This is a genomic window from Staphylococcus sp. FSL W8-1270 (assembly GCF_038007165.1).
Taxonomy (GTDB): Bacteria; Bacillota; Bacilli; order Staphylococcales; family Staphylococcaceae; genus Staphylococcus; species Staphylococcus hominis.
This window is the reverse complement of record NZ_JBBOWQ010000001.1, coordinates 502,453-524,222: the sequence shown is the minus strand read 5'-3', so window position 1 is coordinate 524,222 and position 21,770 is coordinate 502,453. Positions and strand designations below refer to the sequence as shown.

21 protein-coding genes and 1 pseudogene are annotated in these 21,770 nt (G+C 32.1%); 2 read left to right on the top strand and 20 right to left on the bottom strand.

Going from position 1 to position 21,770, the window contains the following annotated elements:
• Positions 1 to 213 precede the first annotated feature (213 nt).
• The 17 genes and pseudogenes from nreC to NSU06_RS02335 form a co-directional block, all read right to left on the bottom strand.
• The gene (gene nreC / locus NSU06_RS02415) at positions 214 to 867 is read right to left on the bottom strand and encodes a nitrate respiration regulation response regulator NreC (RefSeq protein WP_002448626.1); all 654 of its coding nucleotides are present in this window, start codon (positions 865 to 867) and stop codon (positions 214 to 216) included.
• Positions 868 to 892: 25 nt separating this feature from the next.
• On the bottom strand, positions 893 to 1,903 hold the full coding sequence (nreB, locus tag NSU06_RS02410; RefSeq protein WP_221413217.1) for a sensor histidine kinase: 1,011 nt from the start codon (positions 1,901 to 1,903) through the stop codon (positions 893 to 895).
• A gap of 33 nt (positions 1,904 to 1,936) precedes the next feature.
• Positions 1,937 to 2,389 (bottom strand): nitrate respiration regulation accessory nitrate sensor NreA, encoded by a 453-nt coding sequence (nreA, locus tag NSU06_RS02405; RefSeq protein ID WP_019834830.1) that lies wholly within the window; start codon positions 2,387 to 2,389, stop codon positions 1,937 to 1,939.
• Positions 2,390 to 2,409: 20 nt separating this feature from the next.
• Positions 2,410 to 3,099, bottom strand: a complete 690-nt coding sequence (narI, locus tag NSU06_RS02400; RefSeq protein ID WP_017174958.1) for a respiratory nitrate reductase subunit gamma — start codon at positions 3,097 to 3,099, stop codon at positions 2,410 to 2,412.
• A complete protein-coding gene (gene narJ / locus NSU06_RS02395) occupies positions 3,092 to 3,667 on the bottom strand; it encodes a nitrate reductase molybdenum cofactor assembly chaperone (RefSeq protein ID WP_019834829.1) in 576 nt (191 codons plus the stop codon). The genes narI and narJ overlap by 8 nt, the downstream gene beginning before the upstream one ends.
• On the bottom strand, positions 3,660 to 5,219 hold the full coding sequence (gene narH, locus NSU06_RS02390) for a nitrate reductase subunit beta (RefSeq protein ID WP_019834828.1): 1,560 nt from the start codon (positions 5,217 to 5,219) through the stop codon (positions 3,660 to 3,662). Before narH ends, narJ begins: the two co-directional genes overlap by 8 nt.
• Positions 5,209 to 8,892 (bottom strand): nitrate reductase subunit alpha, encoded by a 3,684-nt coding sequence (locus tag NSU06_RS02385; protein WP_340779266.1) that lies wholly within the window; start codon positions 8,890 to 8,892, stop codon positions 5,209 to 5,211. Before NSU06_RS02385 ends, narH begins: the two co-directional genes overlap by 11 nt.
• Before the next feature lie 206 nt (positions 8,893 to 9,098).
• Entirely contained in the window at positions 9,099 to 10,049 is a 951-nt protein-coding gene (cobA, locus tag NSU06_RS02380) for a uroporphyrinogen-III C-methyltransferase (protein ID WP_145423990.1), read from the bottom strand.
• Complete coding sequence (gene nirD / locus NSU06_RS02375) at positions 10,040 to 10,354, bottom strand: nitrite reductase small subunit NirD (RefSeq protein WP_029376759.1); 315 nt, start codon at positions 10,352 to 10,354, stop codon at positions 10,040 to 10,042. Before nirD ends, cobA begins: the two co-directional genes overlap by 10 nt.
• A gap of 2 nt (positions 10,355 to 10,356) precedes the next feature.
• Positions 10,357 to 12,762 carry a nitrite reductase large subunit NirB gene (gene nirB / locus NSU06_RS02370; RefSeq protein ID WP_145423988.1) on the bottom strand — a complete coding sequence of 802 codons (2,406 nt, stop codon included), beginning with the start codon at positions 12,760 to 12,762 and terminating at the stop codon, positions 10,357 to 10,359.
• A 210-nt stretch (positions 12,763 to 12,972) separates the two neighbouring features.
• Positions 12,973 to 13,686, bottom strand: coding sequence for a sirohydrochlorin chelatase (locus tag NSU06_RS02365; protein ID WP_070663278.1), 714 nt, complete (start codon positions 13,684 to 13,686; stop codon positions 12,973 to 12,975).
• A gap of 124 nt (positions 13,687 to 13,810) precedes the next feature.
• Positions 13,811 to 14,629, bottom strand: a complete 819-nt coding sequence (locus NSU06_RS02360; RefSeq protein WP_002448547.1) for a formate/nitrite transporter family protein — start codon at positions 14,627 to 14,629, stop codon at positions 13,811 to 13,813.
• Between the two features lie 124 nt (positions 14,630 to 14,753).
• Complete coding sequence (locus tag NSU06_RS02355; protein ID WP_002448340.1) at positions 14,754 to 14,936, bottom strand: hypothetical protein; 183 nt, start codon at positions 14,934 to 14,936, stop codon at positions 14,754 to 14,756.
• A gap of 71 nt (positions 14,937 to 15,007) precedes the next feature.
• Positions 15,008 to 15,478, bottom strand: coding sequence for an SRPBCC family protein (locus NSU06_RS02350; RefSeq protein ID WP_019834821.1), 471 nt, complete (start codon positions 15,476 to 15,478; stop codon positions 15,008 to 15,010).
• A 111-nt stretch (positions 15,479 to 15,589) separates the two neighbouring features.
• Positions 15,590 to 16,105, bottom strand: coding sequence for a YceI family protein (locus NSU06_RS02345; RefSeq protein ID WP_019834820.1), 516 nt, complete (start codon positions 16,103 to 16,105; stop codon positions 15,590 to 15,592).
• Positions 16,106 to 16,405: 300 nt separating this feature from the next.
• A pseudogene (locus tag NSU06_RS02340) lies at positions 16,406 to 17,003 on the bottom strand (thioredoxin domain-containing protein).
• A 24-nt stretch (positions 17,004 to 17,027) separates the two neighbouring features.
• Positions 17,028 to 17,387 (bottom strand): DUF4467 domain-containing protein, encoded by a 360-nt coding sequence (locus NSU06_RS02335; RefSeq protein WP_017174967.1) that lies wholly within the window; start codon positions 17,385 to 17,387, stop codon positions 17,028 to 17,030.
• Between the two features lie 267 nt (positions 17,388 to 17,654).
• Here NSU06_RS02335 and NSU06_RS02330 point away from each other — a divergent pair, with 267 nt between their 5' ends.
• Together NSU06_RS02330 and NSU06_RS02325 are read left to right on the top strand one after the other, a co-directional pair.
• Positions 17,655 to 18,902 (top strand): aminoacyltransferase, encoded by a 1,248-nt coding sequence (locus NSU06_RS02330; RefSeq protein WP_311045676.1) that lies wholly within the window; start codon positions 17,655 to 17,657, stop codon positions 18,900 to 18,902.
• 40 nt (positions 18,903 to 18,942) lie between these two features.
• Entirely contained in the window at positions 18,943 to 19,365 is a 423-nt protein-coding gene (locus tag NSU06_RS02325; protein ID WP_002448363.1) for a MaoC/PaaZ C-terminal domain-containing protein, read from the top strand.
• A gap of 101 nt (positions 19,366 to 19,466) precedes the next feature.
• Here NSU06_RS02325 and NSU06_RS02320 read toward each other — a convergent pair whose 3' ends face one another.
• From NSU06_RS02320 to NSU06_RS02310, 3 genes are read right to left on the bottom strand one after another with little or no spacing between them, the layout of a single operon-like run.
• Positions 19,467 to 20,198 carry an amino acid ABC transporter ATP-binding protein gene (locus NSU06_RS02320; RefSeq protein WP_002448438.1) on the bottom strand — a complete coding sequence of 244 codons (732 nt, stop codon included), beginning with the start codon at positions 20,196 to 20,198 and terminating at the stop codon, positions 19,467 to 19,469.
• Positions 20,195 to 20,914, bottom strand: coding sequence for an amino acid ABC transporter permease (locus tag NSU06_RS02315; protein WP_002448600.1), 720 nt, complete (start codon positions 20,912 to 20,914; stop codon positions 20,195 to 20,197). Before NSU06_RS02315 ends, NSU06_RS02320 begins: the two co-directional genes overlap by 4 nt.
• Complete coding sequence (locus NSU06_RS02310) at positions 20,895 to 21,695, bottom strand: transporter substrate-binding domain-containing protein (protein ID WP_002488763.1); 801 nt, start codon at positions 21,693 to 21,695, stop codon at positions 20,895 to 20,897. The genes NSU06_RS02315 and NSU06_RS02310 overlap by 20 nt, the downstream gene beginning before the upstream one ends.
• Between the last annotated feature and the right edge of the window lie 75 nt (positions 21,696 to 21,770).

Here is a 21,770-nt window from a genome sequence, read left to right as displayed (position 1 = left end):
AACCACATATCAATATAGTCAATTTGTGTTATTAATTACTGATTACATTTAAATTTTAATCACTTTGTGAAAATATGAACATAAGGATTTTCCCTTATACTCTCTAATAATCCCCCTATATTTAAATAATAAGACAAAGAAAAACCAACACATGAATATTATGTGCTGGTAAAATTATAATATGAGTGTCATTATTTAAGTCTTTCAACATATTTAAAAGTCTAAAAGTTTCTTCTTAAGCGCATATTCTACAAGCTCTGGTTTAGATTTTAAATTTAATTTAGTCATAATATGCGTTTTATGTGCCTCAACTGTTTTAACGGATACAAACAATTTTTCAGCAATTTCTTTATTTCCATATCCCTTTGCAATTAATGGTAATATTTCTAATTCTCTTTTAGAAAGTATTTTGAAAGGATCATTGGTTGCTTTTTCATCTTGATTAGAAACATTTACAAATTCATTTACTAATGACGTCGTTAGTTTCATATCAATATACGTTTCACCTTTATACACTGTTCGTACTGCTAAAATCAGTTGTTCATCTGGTGAATTTTTTAAAATATATCCTTTAGCACCATTTCTTAAAACATGAAATAGATATTCTTCATCATCATACATTGTTAAAATTAATATTTTTGTTTCAGGAAAACTTTCAGAAATTTTGCTAGTAGCAATTAAGCCAGACTCACCAGGTGGCATACTTAAATCCATAATTAATACATCCGGTTTGTATTCCATCACCTTCTGGTACGCTTCTACTCCATCAGCTGCCGTAGCTACAACTTCCATATCTTCTTGAAAGTTTAATATCATAGAAAAACCTGTTCTTACTACTGCATGATCATCTGCAATTACTATTTTCAATTATAAGTCAGTCCCCTTACGCTCTCTAGAGTGGCACTTCTAAAGTGATAATCGTTCCTTTTCCTAAATGTGTTTCTACATTCACTTTTCCGTTTACAAGCTCTGCTCTTTCATTCATACCATACAATCCTAGTCCTGTACCTTGTGGTTGAGAATTCGGATCAAAACCTTGACCATGATCAATCACTTCAGCCATTAATAAACGTCCAACCTCCTGGACAAAGACATCTACCGAACTTACGCCTGCATATTTTAATGCATTAAATACCGCTTCCTGTACCACACGATAAACCACCGTTTCTACTTCACTATCATATCTTTTATCTTGAATGTTAGATTGATATACAATTTGCATACCATAATTATTTTCAAATTGTTTAAAATATGATTTAAAAGCCGCTTCCAAGCCTAAATCATCTAGAGATGAGGGTCTTAATTCAACTGATAGATGTCTTATATCATCAATCAATTTAGACATTAATCCCTCAATACGTTGTGATTGTTGGACAAGTTCTGAGGATTCTTTTTGATATTTCAGCAATCTGAGTTCAACATCAATATTTAGCATTTCTTGTACAACACTATCGTGTAGTTCTCTAGAAATACGTTTTCTTTCATTTTCTTGCGCGGAAATTGTTTTTCTCATCATCTGACGTTGATACATTTTTTCTTGTCTTTCAATTTGCGGCGAAATATCTTGAAGTGTAAATGCATATATCTCATTATCTTCATCAATCGCTTGATAAGAAGCTGTAAATGGTCGAACTTTATGATCTACTGTTTTCATAAACACTTGAAAATTGATATCGTTTGGTTTAGATGTGTCTAAATAACAATTTTTGCAACTTTGAAGTTCAAATTCATTTGAATACCCTTCACAACGATCACAAATCGCATTTGTCATCGCACTATAATTATTATCTTTTGAAATAATTTCTTCAGCGGCGTCATTCATTGCAATGACTTTTCCTTCTTTATTTACAAAAACAATTTTTTCATTTGTAGTTTCATAATATTTTTTTAGTAAGTCTTCCATTTGCAGATTATATAACTCTAACACATATATCACCTAGATTTCTTCATTAAATTCCCACAAACGGCCTTTAATATTTAATTGATTAATCACTTTAGGCAATGTTTTATTACCTCTTTGTCCTAATAATAACACGCCTGCAACATGCTGTTCATGCCATAATGGTATAGCAACGAGCGCGTTTAAGTTTTCACTCATCAAAATAGGGTACTTAATTTTTTCTTCTGGTGTTATTGTTTTGGAAACATTTTCTATAACCATTCGCTTTCCTGTTTTCATGACTGTCCCAGCTAAGCCTCTGCCTTTTCTCAAAACAATCAATTTATAACGACTGTTTAAATTACCTGAAACATATTGCCATTTAATAGGTCCAGAAGGTTCGTGGTTTTCATATAGTGCAACAGCAGCAAAATCACAGTTTACTTTTTTTCTAAGTGTGTCAAGTTCCTGCTGAAAATGTACCGGTTCAAACAAAGGTTCCGGAATCATATATCGTACTCCTTTTATATTTAATGTGCACGAGGTGCTTTATGTTTTCTATATACAATATAACGTCTATTTGTATATGCTAATGGAATACTCCATACATGTACAAGACGTGTAAATGGCCAACAAGCTAATATTGTAAATCCTAATAAGATATGAATTTTAAATGATAATGGAACGCCTGTCATTAGTGCTGCATTGGGTGAGAATGTAAATAAGTGTCTAAACCATATAGAAATCGTTTGACGGTAATCAAAGTCAGTTACCATTGCATTAGTAACTAAAGTTGAGAAACATCCCATAAATATAATCAATATTAATAAGAAATTTACGAAAATATCAGAAGCTGAACTTAACTTTCTCACATTACTAATCGTTAAACGTCTTGCTGTTAAAAGTAACATTCCAATTAGAGTCATTATACCAAAAATACTACCAATATAAACAGCTCCAAAGTGATATGTACTTTCGCTTATGCCAAGTCCATCTATCCATTTTGCTGGAATAGCTAACCCCACCACATGACCAAAAAATACTGGAATAATTCCTAAGTGAAATAACAGACTGCCCCATTTAAGTTGTTTTTTTTCTAAAAACTCACTCGATTTTGCAGTCCATGAAAACTGATCATATTTATATCGAGCAATATGACCAACGATAAAAATTGCCACACATAAATATGGGTAAATAATCCAAAGAAATTGATTAAGCATGATGTGTCACCTCTTTTGGAATGTCTAAACAAGCTTTTAATGTTTCTCGTAATGCACGAATCACATAAGCGTAAGGATTATTCTCCTTAGCTAATTGATTTGCCATTTCATATGTACCATCTTCAATAATCATAATCACTAACTCAATATTGCCTTCTGCACGAGGATCATTATGCCAACTTGCTACATGTAAAAACTGCAACATCAATGGTAGATAATCTGATAATTCATTATCTACCATTTTTAATCCAAACATTTCATAAAGTACTTTTAGTTTTGCGAGCATTTGACCTCTTTCTTTTTGAGTATCAAATTTATTGTAAGTCATATAAAGAGGTGATGTTTTATTGAAATCAAACGTATCCGTATAAATTGCTTTAATTTCAGATAAAGTAAATTGGTACATAATTTCACGATATTTCATTAAATCTGAATATCCTGGATGCGAAGGATGAATCGTTTCTTCAAATGTATTAGGATGAAATGTTAATTTTTCTGGAAAATTAAGTTGTTGTGCAAGATATCCAAAACTTTCTTGATAGTATTTAAATTGTGTTAGATTAATCACGGAAAATACCTCCATAGAAATTCTCATTATAAATCTCTTGACCAGATTTTCCTGACGTTGAACCTACTGGAACACCGCAGCCTTCACAATTATCTCCGAAATATTCACCGCCATATCCTTGGCTACCTTGAGCGTGATACGTATCTAAATAGGTTTCTTTATGTGAAGATGGTACAACAAATCGATCTTCATATTTAGCTAAACCTAATAGACGATACATTTCTTTTGTTTGAATTTCTGATAAACCTAAACGTTCTAATCTAGAAGTATCAAATGGTTTGTTTGTGACTTGAGCACGCATATAACTTCTCATCATTGCCATTTTTTGTAACGCTTCTTTTACTGGCTCTACTTTACCTGCTGTAAATAAGTTTGCTAAATATTCAATAGGTAAACGCATCTCTTCGATGGCTGGGAAAATCATATCAGGATTTTGACCTGAATTTTTACCTTCAAAATAACTCATAATTGGACTTAAAGGCGGGCAGTACCATACCATTGGCATTGTTCTAAATTCAGGATGTAATGGAAATGCCAATTTATATTCAATCGCTAATTTATACACAGGTGAATTTTGAGCAGCTTGGATCCATTCATAACTGATACCATCTTTTTCTGCTTGTTCAATCACTTCTTCATCAAATGGGTTTAAGAAGATATCAAGTTGTTTTTCATATAAATCTTGTTCATTTTCAGCTGAAGCCGCTTCGTGTACACGATCAGCGTCATATAATAAAACGCCTAAATATCTCATTCTTCCTGTACATGTTTCTGAACATACAGTTGGCATTCCTGCTTCAATTCTTGGGAAGCAGAATGTACATTTTTCAGCTTTATTTGTTTTCCAGTTGAAATATACTTTTTTGTAAGGACAACCTGTCATACAGTAGCGCCACCCACGACATGCCTCTTGATCGACTAAAACAATACCATCTTCATCTCTTTTATACATAGCCCCTGAAGGACATGAAGCGACACAACTAGGATTTAAGCAATGCTCGCATAGACGAGGTAAATACATCATAAATGTCTCATCAAATTGGAATTTGATATCTTCTTCAATTCTTTGAATATTTGGATCTTCTGGTCCTGTTACATGTCCACCAGCTAAATCATCTTCCCAGTTTGGTCCCCATTCAAGATTTAGTTTATCTCCTGAAATCAATGAATGTGCTTTTGCAACTGGTGAATGTTTACCTTCTTTAGCTGTGGTTAAATGTTCATAATTATAAGTCCATGGTTCATAATAATCTTTGATTAACGGCATATCTGGATTATAGAAGATTTTACCTAAGGCAATTTTAGACCACTTACTACCTGATTTAAGTTCAAGTTTACCTTTTTTATTTAATACCCAACCACCTTTATAGTGCTCTTGATCTTCCCAACGTTTTGGATATCCTACACCTGGTTTTGTTTCTACATTATTAAACCACATGTATTCTGCACCCGGTCTATTGGTCCAAGTATTTTTACATGTCACACTACATGTATGACAGCCAATACATTTATCTAAATTCAATACCATTGCAACTTGCGCTTTAATCTTCAAGCCAATTTACCTCCTTCATTTTTCTAACTGCGACGTACACATCACGTTGGTTTCCAATTGGTCCATAGTAATTGAAGTGATAACTAATTTGTGCATATCCTCCAACTAATTGCGTAGGTTTTAAGTGAATTCTTGTAGGTGCATTATGTGATCCCCCACGAGTATCAGTAATCTCAGAACCTGGTGTTTCAATGTGCTTATCTTGTGCGTGATACATAAACATCGTACCTTTAGGCATGCGGTGTGACGTTACCGCTCTTGCAGTCACAACACCATTTCTGTTATAAACTTCAAGCCAATCATTATCATTGATACCATGTTGCTCAGCATCTTCATTAGACAGCCAAACAACTGGACCGCCTCTGAATAAAGTCAACATACGTTCATTATCTTGATATGTTGAATGAATATTCCATTTTCCATGAGGTGTTAAATAACGTAGAACAAGTGCATCTTGTCCACCTTTTACCTTTTTATCTCTTGCGCCAAATACCATTGGTGGAAGTGTTGGTTTATATACTGGTAAGCTTTCACCAAATTGCTGGAATACTTCGTGATCGATATAGTAACTTTGTCTTCCAGTTAGCGTTCTAAAAGGTACAAGTCTTTCAATATTTGTTGTAAATGGAGAATAACGACGATTATTTTTATTAGAGCCTGGGAATACTGCTGTTGGGATAACTTCTCTTGGTTGAGCTGTAATATTTAAGAACGAAATTTTTTCAGATGCACGTTCTTTTGAAATATCCTTCAATTCCATTCCAGTTTGATTTTCTAAATCTTCATATGATTTTTGAGATAATTTACCATTCGTTGCCGAAGAGATATTTAAAATTGCATCAGCTACTTTACGTGCAGTATCAATACGTGGTCTATCATTTCTAACAGAATGTTCATCGTCATCATTCCACGTACCAATCATACTTTTTAGCTCTTCGTATTCTTCTTTAACGCTAAAACTAACGCCGTGTGCACCTACTTTACCTTTCTCAAGTAAAGGTCCTAATGTAACATATTTATCATAAATTTTAGTATAGTCACGTTCTACAATAGAGAAGTTAGGCATAGTTTTACCTGGAATACCTTCTACTTCACCTTTAGACCAATCTTTAACGATACCGTATTCAGAACCTAGTTCTTGTTTAGAGTCATGTGCAAGTGGTGTAGTTACCACATCTTTAAATGTACCTGGTAAATAATCTTTAGCCATTTCTGAAATTGCTTTACTCAATGTTTTGTAAATGTCCCAGTCAGAACGTGACTCCCATAATGGATCAATTGCTGGATTAAATGGATGAATAAATGGATGCATATCTGTTGAAGATAAGTCATGTTTTTCATACCAAGTTGCTGCTGGCAGCACAATATCAGAATATAAAGGCGTTGCAGTCATTCTAAAATCTAATGATACAAGTAAATCTAATTTACCTACTGTATCTTCTCTCCATTTAATTTCCTCTGGTTTATCATCTTCATTCGGTTCAGCCATTAATCCTGAACGTGTACCAAGTAAATGTTTCATAAAGTACTCTTGACCTTTAGCTGAACTTGAAATTAAGTTAGATCTCCAAACAAATAATGTTTTAGGATGATTTTTTCTTAAATCTGGGTCTTCAATAGCAAATTCTGTTTCTTTATTTTTCACTGATTCAATCGCACGTTTTAAAATAGCTTCATTTGAATCATCGCCCGCATCTTTTGCCTCTTCACCAAATAACAAACTGTTTTTATTAAATTGTGGATATGAAGGTAACCAACCTAAACGTGCTGCTGTCACATTATAATCTGCTGGATGCTGATGTTTAATGTTATTAGCAAGTGGTGATTTCAATTTATCTACATTAGATTCTTCATATTTCCATTGATCAGTTGCAAAATAGAACCAACTTGTACCATTTTGTAAACGTGGTGGACCTTGCCAATCTTTAGCGAAAGCTACAGTATTCCATCCTTCGATTGGACGACATTTTTCTTGCCCAACATAGTGAGCCCAACCTCCACCATTAACACCTTGGCATCCACATAAGAGAACTAAATTCAATACAGCACGGTAAATGGTGTCAGAATTGAACCAGTGGTTAATCCCCGCACCCATAATAATCATCGAACGTCCTTTAGTATCAATAGCATTTTGTGCAAATTCTCTTGCGACTTGTGTCACTAATTCTTGTTTAATACCTGTAACGTTTTCTTGCCATGCAGGTGTATATTTAGATTCACTATCTTCATAAGATTTAGCTTCTAACTCATGACCAAATCGTTTAATACCATATTGACTAGCCATTAAATCATATACTGTAGCAATACGTACTTCTTTACCATCTGCTAATTTAACTTTTTTAGTTGGGATAGGTCGTTCGAAAATACCGTCTCTTTGACTATCAAAGTAAGGGAATTGAATGGTTTGTAACTCATATTCTTCTTCTGCAACAGATAAAGCTGGATCAATTTTACTTCCATCTTCTGTTTCAAGTTTTAAATTCCATTGTTTGCCTTCTTCCCAACGTTGACCCATTGTACCGTTTGGAACCACAAGTTTGTGGCTAATCGCATCGTGAATCACTGGTTTCCACTCACCATTTTCACTTTTTATACCTAAATCGCTTGCACGTAAAAATCGTCCTGCCTTATAACCATTCTCATCTTCATTCAGCATCAATACAAATGGCATATCTGTATATTGCTTTGCATAATTAACAAACATATCACTTGGTTTATCTTCATAAAATTCTTGTAAGATGACATGTGTCATAGCTTGAGCAACTGCGGCATCTGTTCCTGGATTAGGTGCTAACCAATTATCAGCAAATTTAACATTTTCTGCATAATCTGGTGCTACAGAAACCACTTTTGCACCTTTATAACGTACTTCAGTCATAAAATGGGCATCAGGCGTACGAGTAAGTGGAACGTTAGAGCCCCACATAATGATGTAAGAAGCATTGTACCAATCACTTGATTCAGGTACATCAGTTTGTTCACCCCAAATTTGAGGAGATGCAGGTGGTAAATCAGCATACCAATCATAAAAACTTAACATTTCCCCGCCTAATAAATTAATAAAACGCGCACCAGATGCATAACTAATCATCGACATTGCTGGAATAGGTGTAAAACCAGCGATTCTATCCGGACCATCTTTTTTAATAGTATAAAGAATTTGTGCTGCGATAATATCTGTTACATCTTTCCAACTTGCACGTACATGTCCACCTTTACCACGTGCTTCTTTATATAATTTAGCTTTCTTTTCATCTTCAACGATAGATGCCCATGCGGCGATACGATTTCCATTATTGTCTTCAAGTGCTTCTGTCCATAGATCTAATAGTTTACCTCTAATGTAAGGGTATTTTACACGAAGTGGGCTGTATTCATACCATGAAAATGACGCGCCACGTGGACATCCCCGAGGTTCAAATTCAGGCATATCTGGACCACAACTTGGATAGTCAATTTGTTGATTCTCCCACGTAATCACACCATTTTTAACGAAAACTTTCCACGAACATGATCCTGTACAGTTTACGCCATGTGTGGTTCTTACTACTTTATCGTGACTCCATCTTTCACGATACATTTTTTCCCATTCTCTACTTTTACTTTCTAAAACTGACCAATTTCCATTAAACGTTTCAGTTGGTTTGAAAAAGTTTAATCCGAATTTTCCCATTTATATAAATCCTCCTACCTGCAAAGGTAATACGTTACTTATGTCCAATGTTATTTAAAGAAATTTCATTTAAATTGTACATTTTTTCACATGGTTTTTATATTAGGGAATTACCTATTTCATATAAAAGAATCCCTAAAAAAAGTGAGATAACACACGTTTTAAATATCGTGTTATCTCACTTATGACATTCGAAGCGTAAAGAACTACACTTCAATATATTTAATATTTTGGTGCTGCGTTATGATCGATTCATATAAATACTTTTGTGAAGAATGATAAGTTTCATTATATTGAATTAAGCATTTTAAATACTGTTGAGATAAGTCTTCTGCTTTTGAAAGGGCTAAGTCTTTATTCCCTTTAATAACGTACAATGTTTCATCTATTGTTTGTTTTGAGTGTATAATCTTTTCGTCATCCATATAGTTAATGATATGGCCTAATATACAAATTCCTGGATCATGTTTAATATTAAGCTTAGATAATTGATGTTCAATAGTGCTTAGTTTACCAACCACTATGGTTTCGTTATAACACGTAGCATTAAAAATGATAGCAATATCATAATCTTCTTTAGTATATCTTCTAATTTGATTAATAATATCATTTAATCGTTTAATTCCCATATAAATTGCCAAAGTTCCACCATTAGCTAAATTACGTATATCCATGTCTTGATCAATATCATCTTTAAAATGACCTGTGGAAAATGTAACACTTAGTGCTACTGAGCGCATCGTTAAACCTAAGTCTAATGAAGCTACCGCTGCACTCGCAGAAGTTACCCCAGGTACAATATCATAGGCAATCTGATGTTCTTTTAAAATGTCTATTTCTTCAGTTACTCGACCAAACACTGCTGGGTCTCCACCTTTTAAACGTACAACAATTTTATACTTTTTCGCTGCTGCTACTATTTTTAAATTGATATCTTCTTGTTGAATATGTTTAGTATAAGGTTTTTTTCCAACATCTATGATTTCAGTAGTTGGCTTTGCATATTGTAATATCAATGGATTGACAAGACGATCATATAAAATAACATCTGCTTGACGAATTAATCGTTCTGCTTGTTTAGTTAGCAAATTAGGATTGCCAGGACCAGCTCCAATTAAATATACTTTTCCAAATTCACTTTTAGTGACTAGAGACATATAAATACGTCTCCATCTTGAATTTCAACTTGATATGTTTCAACACAACCTGTATCAGGTTCTTGCACTTCACCCGTATTCAAATCAATTTTTTGATCGTGGAGTGGACAATAAACATATTCTCCACTTACAGTACCTTCAGATAACGGTCCTTCTTTATGTGGACACACATTATTAATAGCATGCACTTCTCCATTTTCTGTTAAAAATATACCGATTTGTTTATCTTTAACGATAACCTTTTTACCAATTAATGGTGTTAATTCATCCATAGTTGTTACTTTAACTTTTTCCATTACACTCATCCTCACACTTTCTCGACTTCAAATATTTTTTGTGCTTCTTTATTTTCAACAATAGCTTCCCAAGGTTCTTCTTCAAGTGCTTGTTTTGCATCCATAATTCTATCAAAAAGTTCTTTTTGACGTTGTTCATCTAAAAGCACTTCCTTAACATGATCAAATCCTAGTCGTTTAAGCCATGGTGCTGTTCGTTCAGCATATATTCCAGTCTCTCTGTAATACTGCATAAGCGCACCACAAAGTTGTACCACTTGATCTTCTGTTTCAACAGTAGTAAGTAATTGACCTACAGTGACCTCTGTACCACCGTTACCGCCAATATAAATTTGATAGCCATTTTCTACTGAAATGACACCAAAGTCTTTAACACCTGATTCTACACAGCTTCTTGGACAACCAGAAACACCCATTTTAAATTTATGAGGTGTGTCTATGTATTCAAATGTTTTTTCTAATCGAATACCTAAACGTGTAGTATATTGTGTACCAAATCGACAGAATTCTTTACCAACACAACTTTTCACAGAACGCGTTTTCTTACCATATGCAGAGGCAGAGCGCATACCTAAATCTTTCCAAACTTTTGGTAACTCATCTTTTTTAAGACCATATAACCCTACACGCTGAGACCCTGTTACTTTAACAAGAGGCACGTTATATTTTTTCGCTACTTCACCTAAACGAATTAATTGGTCAGCATCTGTGACACCACCACGCATTTGTGGAATCACTGAGAAAGTACCATCATTTTGAATATTTGCATGATAACGTTCGTTCGCAAATCTTGATGCTTTTTCATCTTGGTGTTCATGAGGATATACCATATTTAGATAATAGTTGATAGCTGGGCGACATTTTGGACAACCATTTTTATCTTTAAAATCAAGTACGTGACGAACTTCTTTTGATGTTTTTAAACCTTTAGCTCTAATTTGAGTAACAATTTCATCACGTGTCAAATCAGTACATGCACAAATACCCGTTGGTTTAGCAGCTACAAATTCATCACCTAATGTACATTTTAGTATTTCTCCAATTTGTCCTTTACACTTACCACAAGAATTTCCTGCTTTGGTTGTTTTTGTAACCTCATCTACAGTAGTCAACCCTTTTGTTGTAATTGCGTTGACAATCGTACCTTTATCTACACCATTACAACCACAAATTGTTTCATCATCAGGCATGTCTGCTATTGAAGTTCCACTTTCTTCTCCGCCTTTATGAAGCAGTGACACTAGTGTATAGTCCTCTAGTGATTCATGTTTTTTCATCATACTATAAAATCTTGAACCATCATCTGTATCACCATATAAAACGGCACCTACCACTCGACCATCACTTAGATAGACTTTTTTGTAAATATTATCTACACTGTTAAAGATTTCGATACCGTGTACAGTTTCATCTTCAACGATTTGTCCTGCACTATATAAATCACAACCTGATACTTTTAAAGACGTAAATGTTGTAGAACCTTTATATCCTTCAGTCTCTTTACCTGTTAAATAATCAGCAAGCACTTTACCTTGTTCATAAAGAGGTGCAACTAAACCATATACTTTACCGTTGTGTTCCGCGCATTCACCCACGGCATAGATATGTTCATCAGATGTTTGCAAGTAATCATTAACAACGATACCTCGATTCACTTCTAATCCCGCTTCACGAGCTACTTCGGTAAATGGACGTATACCAACAGCCATAACGACTAAATCTGTTTCTATTACTCTACCATCAGCTAGCTTAATAGCTTCTACATCATCTGTTCCTATAATTTCTTTAGAATTTGCTTGTAGTTCGATATGCATACCTTGACGCTCTAAATCAGCTTTTAACATATCTCCAGCTTTACGGTCTAATTGCATTTCCATCAGCCATTCTGCTAAGTGAAGAACTGTTACATCCATACCTTGATCCATTAATCCTCTTGCACATTCTAATCCAAGAAGACCTCCACCAATAACAATGGCACGTCGTTTTGTTTTAGCAATTTCAATCATACGCTCAGTATCTTCAATTGTGCGCCAACCGATGACACTTGGTAATTCTGATCCAGGTATAGGTAAAACAAATGCCTTTGAACCCGTCGCAAAGATACAGATATCATAAGCTACAGTGATACCTTTAGATGTAGTGACAGTTTTGGATTGTCTATCTACTTTTTCAACTGGATCATCTACAATTAGTTCAATATGATGTTCTTTATACCAGTCATAATCATTCATAATCGTTTCTTCAACTGTTATTTTCTTTTGTAAAATGTTGGATAACATGATTCGATTATAATTAGGATAAGGTTCTTTACCAATAATTGTAATGTCAAATTGAGAATCTGAACGTTCTAAAATTTCTTCAATTGTTCTTAAACCAGCCATACCATTACCAATCATTACGAGTTTTTGTTTAGCCATATCAATGCCCCTTTTATTACATTTAATTATTATTAAATTCAAATAGTTTTGCACTCACTATTCTTTACAAGGCTATTTTATACCATATTCTTTTGAATTTGTGATTATTTTCACACTTAAATGTAAAATCGGGGATTTCCCTAATAAAAAACACCTTCCATTACATAAGTGAGGATTTAGCACTCATATAATGAAAGATGTATGTAGTTACTATACTGTTAATTCTTTTAATCGCTCTCGAATAATCGATTTTAAAATAGGGTCGAAATTAATAGACGGGGTAATGTGCAATTCATTAGCAATATCCATCTCTGATATAAGACCTTTTACTTTATTAACTAAACGTCCATCATATAAAAACATTGGAACCACAATAAGATGATGATATTGTCTTGAAAGTTGATCTAAATCATTTTTAAACGTAATATCTCCATATAACGTACGGCAATATATAGGTTTGTCTTGCTTTAACTTAGTACTCAATTCTTTTAGTTCATCATGTGCTTTAGTATAAGAAAAGCTACCATGTGCAATCAATACAACTGCCACATCTGAGTCTTCTTTTATATCCACATCATTAATACGTTGTTCTACTAAATCTACCATATATGGATGCGTACCAAGAGGTGCACTAATTTCATAGGTTATATTTGGATGTGCTTGTTTAATGTTTCTTAACATCTCTGGAATGTCTACAATATAATGCATAGCTGAAAATATAAGTAAAGGTACAACTTTAAATTGCGTTTCTCCTTTTTCTATTAAATTAATAATCGTATTTTCAACACTTTTTTCTTCACTTTCAATAAAAGCAAGCTCATAAGCGTAAGTTTCATCTTGTAATAAACTATCTATAAATTCACCGAGTGCTTTATTTTGATCTCCTTTTCTCATGCCATGAGCTACTAGAATATTCGCAACCAAATGGTTTCCCCCTTATTATTTTAATGTTGATTAAAATAATAAGATTTTCTGAATATTAAGTCAATATGTTGGGGATTAAAAGAGCGGAAATGTCTCTCGATATTTCCGCTCTTTGATCGTCTTACTATGCTTTTATACTGTCTCTTTTTCCGTTTAAATAGGCATAAACAAGCCCTACAAAAATACCTCCACCAATATAGTTACCTACAAAAGCAAATACGATATTTTTTAGCACATCTATCCATGATAATGCATCACTATTATAAAAAATCATTCCTGCATATAATCCAGCATTAAATACAACGTGTTCATATCCCATAAATACAAATACTATCACACCAACAGCAATGAAAAATGCGCGCGCTAAACCTTCTTTAAAAAGCATTGAAACATAAATACCAATATTAATAAAGAAGTTACAGAATATCCCTTTGATAAGAATATTTAACCAAGTTGATTCTACCGTTTTTAAATGTACTGTTTTACTTAGACTTGCAACCATTTCAGGTGTCATCACATGTGTCCCCTTCATTAATAAGAATAAAATAAACCCACCTATAATATTTCCAATAAAACAAAATAAGAATATGTATAACATTTTTTTAACTGCAATTACTTTGTAGTACCATCCGACAGTTAAATACATAAAATTACTAGTAAGTAATTCTGAATTAGTTAGAACAATAAGAACTAAAGCTAAACTAAATGAGATTGCTCCTAATAAATTAACAAGTCCATCATTTGTTCCTGCAAACTGTGTTTTGATTGCTAACATAAATACTGTAACAATAGCTAATAAAAATCCTGACATCATTGACTTTAGTAAATATCGTCCAGGTGTTTGAGTTGCCATAACTTCTTTCATTTGTACCTGTCTTACAGCCGCTTTAATAAGATCTTTTGTAGTATATGTATCTTCAATTGTTGTATGGTTACTTGTCATATTCCCTCTCCTTAATTCATTTATAATTTTATATTATATATAGTGAAGTGCATTTTGAATAGAGAAGATTAAAAAAGAGCAACATATGGAGGTTTATTTTCCATATCTTGCTCTTGTCATGATATTAATGTGCTTTTTTTAATTTTGAAAAATAACGTAATCCTGAAGCAAAAATACCATAGCCTAATGCCGTTCTTAAAATATATTTTATGACGCCATTATTTAAACACTTTGAATTAATTAATAATGTTGGAATTAAAGTACTAATTGAAAATAATCCCAGCACTTTTAAATATCTTTCTTTCATACTATATCATCCTCTTTTCAATATTATTATAACTTAAAAGTTCAATTTAATTTTGACATCCTCGTGACGATTTATTCATTAAGTAAGACTTCTAGTTGATCTAATGTTGAATTCATACCTGCTTCTATTCCCATACCTACTGCTTGTTGAGCTGCTTCTTTAGTTGGAAACACTGACGTAGACGTAATAGTAGTCATTTGTTTATTATCTGAGTTAAAATTGATTGAAATATGCATACCAGGTAAACGCGTATCTTTTTTTCCCTCAGGTGTAGCAAAGTAATCAAAGTATTCAAGATACTTCGGACGATCCACTTTTCGATATTCTGTTAATGTATAGCTTGTCTGTTCTGAGGTTTCTATTGCAAAGAAGGCTTCCCCGCCTTCTTCAGTATTAAAACGATATACTTTTGTCTTAGCGCCTTGAGGATGAAACCATTGCTCAAATAACGATGGATTTGTATAGGCATCAAATACATCATTGATAGGAGCTTTAAATGTTCTTTTAAAAATTATTTTATTTTCTTTTACATCGATTGACATCGTTATCTCTCCTAATTTCTAAAATGGTGATTTCTATAATTTAACAACTATTATATTTTAAGACAATAAAAAAACAGGCAAAGTTAGAACTCTGCCTGTTTTTTAACTTTATTATTCTTCAATAGGAAATTCTAAATCGAATTCCACATTTAATGTTTTACCTAATAAGAAACCACCAGTTTCTAATGGTTGGTTAAATGTAACACCATATTTTTCACGATCAAGTTCGCCAGTAATAACTAAACCTGCTGTATTTTTATTATTAAGTGGGTTTAAGCTAATACCTTTATAATCTAAATCGAATGTTTCTTTTTGTGTTTGATCTTTAATTGTTACATTACCAGTAACTGAATGGTCATCAACACTAATAATTTCAAATTTAATTTCAGGATATTGTTCAACGTTTAAGAAATCTTCACTTTTAAGATGATTATCACGATCTTCTACTTTAGTATCAATAGAATTAGCTTGAACAGTAAAAGTGCCTTTTAAAGAACTTAAATCATGAAAGTCACCTGTAATATCTGCATCAAAATCGTTAAAACGTCCTTTTACATTACTAATTACAAGGTGTTGTATTGAGAAATTCACACCTGAATGAACTGGATCTAAATTAAAGTTAGCCATTTATTTTCCCTCCAATAGTGAAATGATAAAACTAATAGTATTCATTTTATCTATCTTCTACTTTAATATAATTATTATACTCAGTATATTAAATAAATCTAATGAAAATGACAAACTAAACGACTTAATTAAAGTAAATTAATTGTTCTAACTTTATTTCTTTTATCTCTATTCCCTTTTTTTATAAAAATAATGATTTTAAATGTAAGATTTTTAAATATTTCATAAACTATATAAAAACATAATTAAAAGACCTAATTTAATATTTAAACAACACTAAGTTAGGTCTTTTGTATTATGCTATAAATATTGTTTCCATTCTTTAACTTTATAAGGGTCTTCTACTTTTTTACCATTGATAAAAACTGTTGGAACAGATTGAATATGATTTTCTTTTGTTAACTTTTTCTGTTTTTCTGCTTCCTTCCAAGCATCGCTATTTTTAGTTTTATATTCTTTTTTTATGCGATCTTTTTGTTTTTGAGAAATATTTAATTGGTCAATTTCTTTATCTAGTAATGTTTCAGTAATCCAATGTTTTTTTTTCTTCTTGTTGATGAGCATATATATTTTTTTGGAATGTAAGATATTCTTTTGGTGCAATAGATTGAATAGCATTCCCTGCTCTAGAGCCCATTAATGAATCTTTTCCAAGAAAACTTGCATTAATAAATTGATATTCCACTCTATTTGTATCAATATAATCTTTTTTTATGATAGGCATGACGTTATCTTCAATTTTCTTGCAATAAGGACATTTATAGTCTCCATATTCTACAATTAAAATTTTTCCATTTTTCGTATGAGCTGGGGTTGTTTCTTTTTTATTTCGAGAGCAAGCGACAACGATAATGATTAAACATATGATCCCAGCTCCAATAAAAATCAATTTTTTCATATATACTCCTTAAGATTGTTTCAATTAGTTAAGATTTTCTTCCTTATAATCCGAATCATGTGTACTAATATATTGTTTCGTATCAAAGTGCTCTAAATAAGTTGCCTTCTTGTCTTTAAATTGATATGTATAATAATGCATTTCATCGTTATTACTTAATGGTCTATATGCTAATACAACATATTTACCTTTTTCATACACATATATATTAGCGTCTTTTTTATCAAAGTGTTTTACCACATCGCCTTGTTCATTCCTAGCAAGTCGTTCTTGTTTTTTATCTTGTAGTTTTACAGCTTTATCTATTTTATTAGCATATTCATCATTACCGCAGCCCGCTAGCAATATGACACATACACTTAATGATAAAATCAATCTTTTCAAATATGTTCACTCCTACTTTTTCTAATCTAACCTAATATAACTCTTACTATTATACTATGCTTATACTGATTATCATACAGTGGTTTTGCAATATAAACTAGACTATTAAAAAATATTATATTTTAAGTTTTATAGTTATATATTTTAAAAAATAATTATTATCTAATACTAAAGTACGAGTAAATTAATTTACTAAATGTGTGTAATAATAGAACTAATTTGATAAAATAGTTTAGAATTCTTAAAAACACAGAGGAGTAGATAATCATGAAATTCGTAAGTTTAACACCTGAAGAATTTGAAAAATTCACATCCGAACATTTTTCTCACTATACACAATCTCGAATACACTTGGATAATAGAAATGAGATGAAACATGATGTACATGTTGTAGGTGTTAAAGATGATAGTGGAGATGTCATTGCAGCAACATTAATGACTGAAGCACGCGCATTAAAATTTTATAAATATTTTTACACACATCGTGGTCCAGTAATGGATTATAGCAATATCAAACTGGTTCACTTCTTTTTCAAATCACTAACAGAATATTTAAAAAAACAAAATTGTCTATTTGTTTTAGTAGATCCATATATTTTAGAAAACCTACGTAATGCAGATGGAGAAATTTTAAAAAGCTACGATAATCGTGCAGTGATTAAAACACTTGAAGACTTAGGATATAAACATCAAGGTTGGTCTGTAGGTTATAGTACAATGAGTCAAATTCGTTGGTTGTCTGTACTTGATCTTAAAGATAAAACTGAAGACCAATTATTAAAAGAAATGGACTATCAAACACGTCGTAATATTAAAAAGACGTATGAAATGGGCGTAAAAGTTAAAACATTACCTATGGAAGACACACATACTTTCTTCGAACTGTTCCAAATGGCTGAAGAAAAACATGGCTTTAAATTTAGAGATGAGCCTTATTTCTATGAAATGCAAAAAACATATAAAGATCATGCCATGCTAAAATTAGCTTATATCGATTTAAAAGATTATTTGTCTACTCTACAACATAAACATGAGGATTTAACAAAACAACTTACTGAAATTGAAGAAGTTTTAAAAGAAAGCCCTAACTCTAAAAAGAACAAAAATAAACGCAATCAACTTCAACAACAATTTGATAGCAATGAACGTAAAATAAACCAAACAAAAGATAAAATTGCAGCAGAAGGTGAAGTATTAAATCTAGCAGCTGCATTATATATCTACAATGAACATGAAGTATATTATTTATCTAGTGGTTCTAACCCAAAATATAATGAATATATGGGGGCCTATCGTTTACAGTGGGAAATGATTAAATTTGCTAAAGAGCATAACATTGACCGTTACAACTTCTATGGTATTACTGGAGACTTTAGTGAAAATGCTGAAGATTATGGTGTCCAACAGTTCAAAAAAGGCTTTAATGCTAGTGTTTATGAATATATTGGTGACTTCATTAAGCCAATTAAACCTGTTCTTTATCATACTCAACAATGGATCAAAAATAGAAGATAATCATTGCATTATAAGTATACTTTAAGGTAGGCATATAACTATGAAATACAGTATGTTTTCTATAGGAGATACATTCATTAGTAAACATTACAAAATAACTGAGAAAGAAATATTAGAGTTTGCTCATCAATTTGACCCTCAATATATGCATCTAGATAAGAAAAAAGCAGGTCAAGGAATGTATAAAGGGATTATAGCATCAGGTATGCATACCCTTTCTCTTTCTTTTAAACTTTGGATTGAAGAAAATAAATATGAAGAAGACATCATTGCAGGGACTCATTTAAATAATGTAACCTTTATTAAACCTGTCTATCCAAATGATAACTTATATGTAAAAGTTAAAGTTTTAGATAAAAAATTGAAAAAACAATTTGGTAGTTTAACCGTTGAAATTATGACATTTAATCAATATGAGAATAAAGTACTTCAATTTGAGCTTACTGTTTTACTATCAGTTTAAAATATAAATATTTCTAAAATCTATTTATGTGAAGAAAGAAAGCATTATTCAATAAAAAGAATCGTCGTTCAAGATGAAACATCTCAAACGACGATTCTTTTTTAATTTTCATTAATCACATTTAAAAAACGTTTTAATTCATCAGTTTTAGGGTGATCAAATAATTCTTCAGGAGATCCTTCTTCACCAATTTCACCGTCATGAATAAATACAACTTTATTAGATACTTCTTTTGCAAAACGCATTGCATGAGTAACTATCACCATCGTCATGCCTTCATTTGCTAATTCTTTAATAACTTTCAACACATCATTTACAAGTTCAGGGTCAAGTGCAGATGTAGGTTCATCAAATAACATCACTTTAGGATTCATCGCTAAAGCTCTCGCAATCGCCACACGTTGTTGTTGACCACCAGAGAGTGCATGAGGACGTTGATCTTTAACATGTGTCAAACCTACTTTTTCAAGTAAGTCTAATGCTCTATTTTTAGCTTCTGATTTACTCATTTTCTTTACAGTTACTAAACCTTCCATCACATTTTCTAAAGCCGTTTTATGTGGAAAAAGATTATAACTTTGGAATACCATCCCTGATTGTTTACGTACTTCAATTTGAGATTTCTTATCTTTAGCAGTATACGTTTTATCATTCACAGTAACGTTGCCTTCAGTTGGAATCTCTAACGCATTAATCATACGCAATAATGTAGTCTTACCCGAACCGGAACGACCAATTAATGTGACAACTTCACCTTTTTTTACATTCAAATCAATACCTTTAATTACTTCTTTATCATTAAAAGATTTATGAATATTGGATAACTCAATCATGCCTTATACCCTCTTTCAATATATGATTCATAGAAGCCTTGGATGACTGAAATAATAAAACAAACAACCCAATACATCACGGCTACGAGAATATAAATTGTAAAGTACTCGTATGTTGTAGAAGCAACTTCTTGCGCTTTACGGAACATTTCAGCTACTAAGATAAATCCTAGTAATGATGTGTCTTTAATTAATCCTAAGAATGTGTTACCTAAAGCTGGAACTGAAACACGAATCGCTTGAGGTAAAATAATACGTTGAATCGTTTGACGATAATTCATTCCAATAGAGTATGCCGCTTCTGTCTGGCCTTTTGGAATAGAAATAATACCACCACGGATAATTTCAGATGCATATGCACCTACATTTAAAGACAATCCAATAATCGCTGAAACAACAGAAGACAATGTCCATTGTTCGTCTGCATTTCCAGTAATTAGACGTCCAAGTTCTGGAATACCATAAAAGATAATAAAGAGTTGTACAATCATTGGTGTGCCACGAATAATAGATACATATACACGTGCAATTCCTCTTAATACTTTACTAGATGAAATACGCATTAACGCCGTAAACAAAGCGATAATCAAACCTAAAATAAATGTCACAATTGTAATTGGAATAGAGTATTTTACTAAACCTTCCAACATGGGTCCAAATGCTTGAGTTGCTGCATCTAATGCGTGTTGTTGTTGACTATTTAGGCTCAGAAACATTTTCACCGAACCATTTCTTACCAATTTTTGCTAGTTCACCGTTCTCTTTAAGTTTTTTCAGACCATCGTTGAAATCAGAAACAACTTTATCATCGACACTTTTAGAGAATGCAAATGCTGATTTATTTTGTTCTGCATCACCTTTAATTGCTTTAATTTTAGCATTAGGTTTTTGTTTTTTATAATCTAAATAAGATAAGCTATCATTAAAAGTACCATCCACACGTTTAGATAATAATAAATCGATAGACTGGTTGAAACCATCTACTTTAGTGATGTTAGCACCTTTATCTTTAGCAAGTTTTCCGTAGTTAGAAGTAAATGTTTGCGCTAATTTTTTACCTTTCACATCATCAAATGATTTAATATTCTTCTCATCATCACGAACAACTAAGACACCACTTGAATAAGTGTAAGGGTTAGAGAATTTATATTTTTCTTTTCTTTCTTTATTGATACCCACTTGGTTTGCAATGACATCAAAACGTTTTGCATCTAAACCAGCAAACATTGAATCCCAAGATGTTTCATTAAATTTAAGTTTATATCCTTCTTCTTTCGCAACAGCTTTAATTACATCAATATCATAACCAGTTAACTGATCTTTTTTGTTGTGAAAAGTAAAAGGTGCATAAGTCCCTTCAGTTCCTACACGTAATGTTTTTTTATCACTATTACTGCTACTTGATTTTGAATCACTATTTTTGTCAGATGAACCACTATTACCACATGCGGCTAATACAAAAATAAGTGTCAAAGCTACAAATAAAAGTCTTTTCATTAATAACTCCTCCATATTCCTATTAAATTAGTCAGAATAAATTAATTCTAATCTCATCACTATGAATAGTCAATA

What these genes read in the sequence shown, in the direction of transcription:
- NSU06_RS02345 (WP_019834820.1), bottom strand. Translation starts at nt 16,105, where the DNA reads ATGGCTAACTTTAATTTAGATCCAGTTCATTCAGGTGTGAATTTCTCA.
- nirB (WP_145423988.1), bottom strand. Translation starts at nt 12,762, where the DNA reads ATGGCTAAACAAAAACTCGTAATGATTGGTAATGGTATGGCTGGTTTA.
- NSU06_RS02385 (WP_340779266.1), bottom strand. Translation starts at nt 8,892, where the DNA reads ATGGGAAAATTCGGATTAAACTTTTTCAAACCAACTGAAACGTTTAAT.
- NSU06_RS02355 (WP_002448340.1), bottom strand. Translation starts at nt 14,936, where the DNA reads ATGAAAGAAAGATATTTAAAAGTGCTGGGATTATTTTCAATTAGTACT.
- nreB (WP_221413217.1), bottom strand. Translation starts at nt 1,903, where the DNA reads ATGGAAGACTTACTAAAAAAATATTATGAAACTACAAATGAAAAAATT.
- NSU06_RS02310 (WP_002488763.1), bottom strand. Translation starts at nt 21,695, where the DNA reads ATGAAAAGACTTTTATTTGTAGCTTTGACACTTATTTTTGTATTAGCC.
- NSU06_RS02360 (WP_002448547.1), bottom strand. Translation starts at nt 14,629, where the DNA reads ATGACAAGTAACCATACAACAATTGAAGATACATATACTACAAAAGAT.
- NSU06_RS02315 (WP_002448600.1), bottom strand. Translation starts at nt 20,914, where the DNA reads ATGTTTCTGAGCCTAAATAGTCAACAACAACACGCATTAGATGCAGCA.
- nreA (WP_019834830.1), bottom strand. Translation starts at nt 2,389, where the DNA reads ATGATTCCGGAACCTTTGTTTGAACCGGTACATTTTCAGCAGGAACTT.
- NSU06_RS02325 (WP_002448363.1), top strand. Translation starts at nt 18,943, where the DNA reads ATGAAATACAGTATGTTTTCTATAGGAGATACATTCATTAGTAAACAT.
- NSU06_RS02330 (WP_311045676.1), top strand. Translation starts at nt 17,655, where the DNA reads ATGAAATTCGTAAGTTTAACACCTGAAGAATTTGAAAAATTCACATCC.
- narI (WP_017174958.1), bottom strand. Translation starts at nt 3,099, where the DNA reads ATGCTTAATCAATTTCTTTGGATTATTTACCCATATTTATGTGTGGCA.
- NSU06_RS02320 (WP_002448438.1), bottom strand. Translation starts at nt 20,198, where the DNA reads ATGATTGAGTTATCCAATATTCATAAATCTTTTAATGATAAAGAAGTA.
- nirD (WP_029376759.1), bottom strand. Translation starts at nt 10,354, where the DNA reads ATGAGTGTAATGGAAAAAGTTAAAGTAACAACTATGGATGAATTAACA.
- cobA (WP_145423990.1), bottom strand. Translation starts at nt 10,049, where the DNA reads ATGTCTCTAGTCACTAAAAGTGAATTTGGAAAAGTATATTTAATTGGA.
- NSU06_RS02350 (WP_019834821.1), bottom strand. Translation starts at nt 15,478, where the DNA reads ATGTCAATCGATGTAAAAGAAAATAAAATAATTTTTAAAAGAACATTT.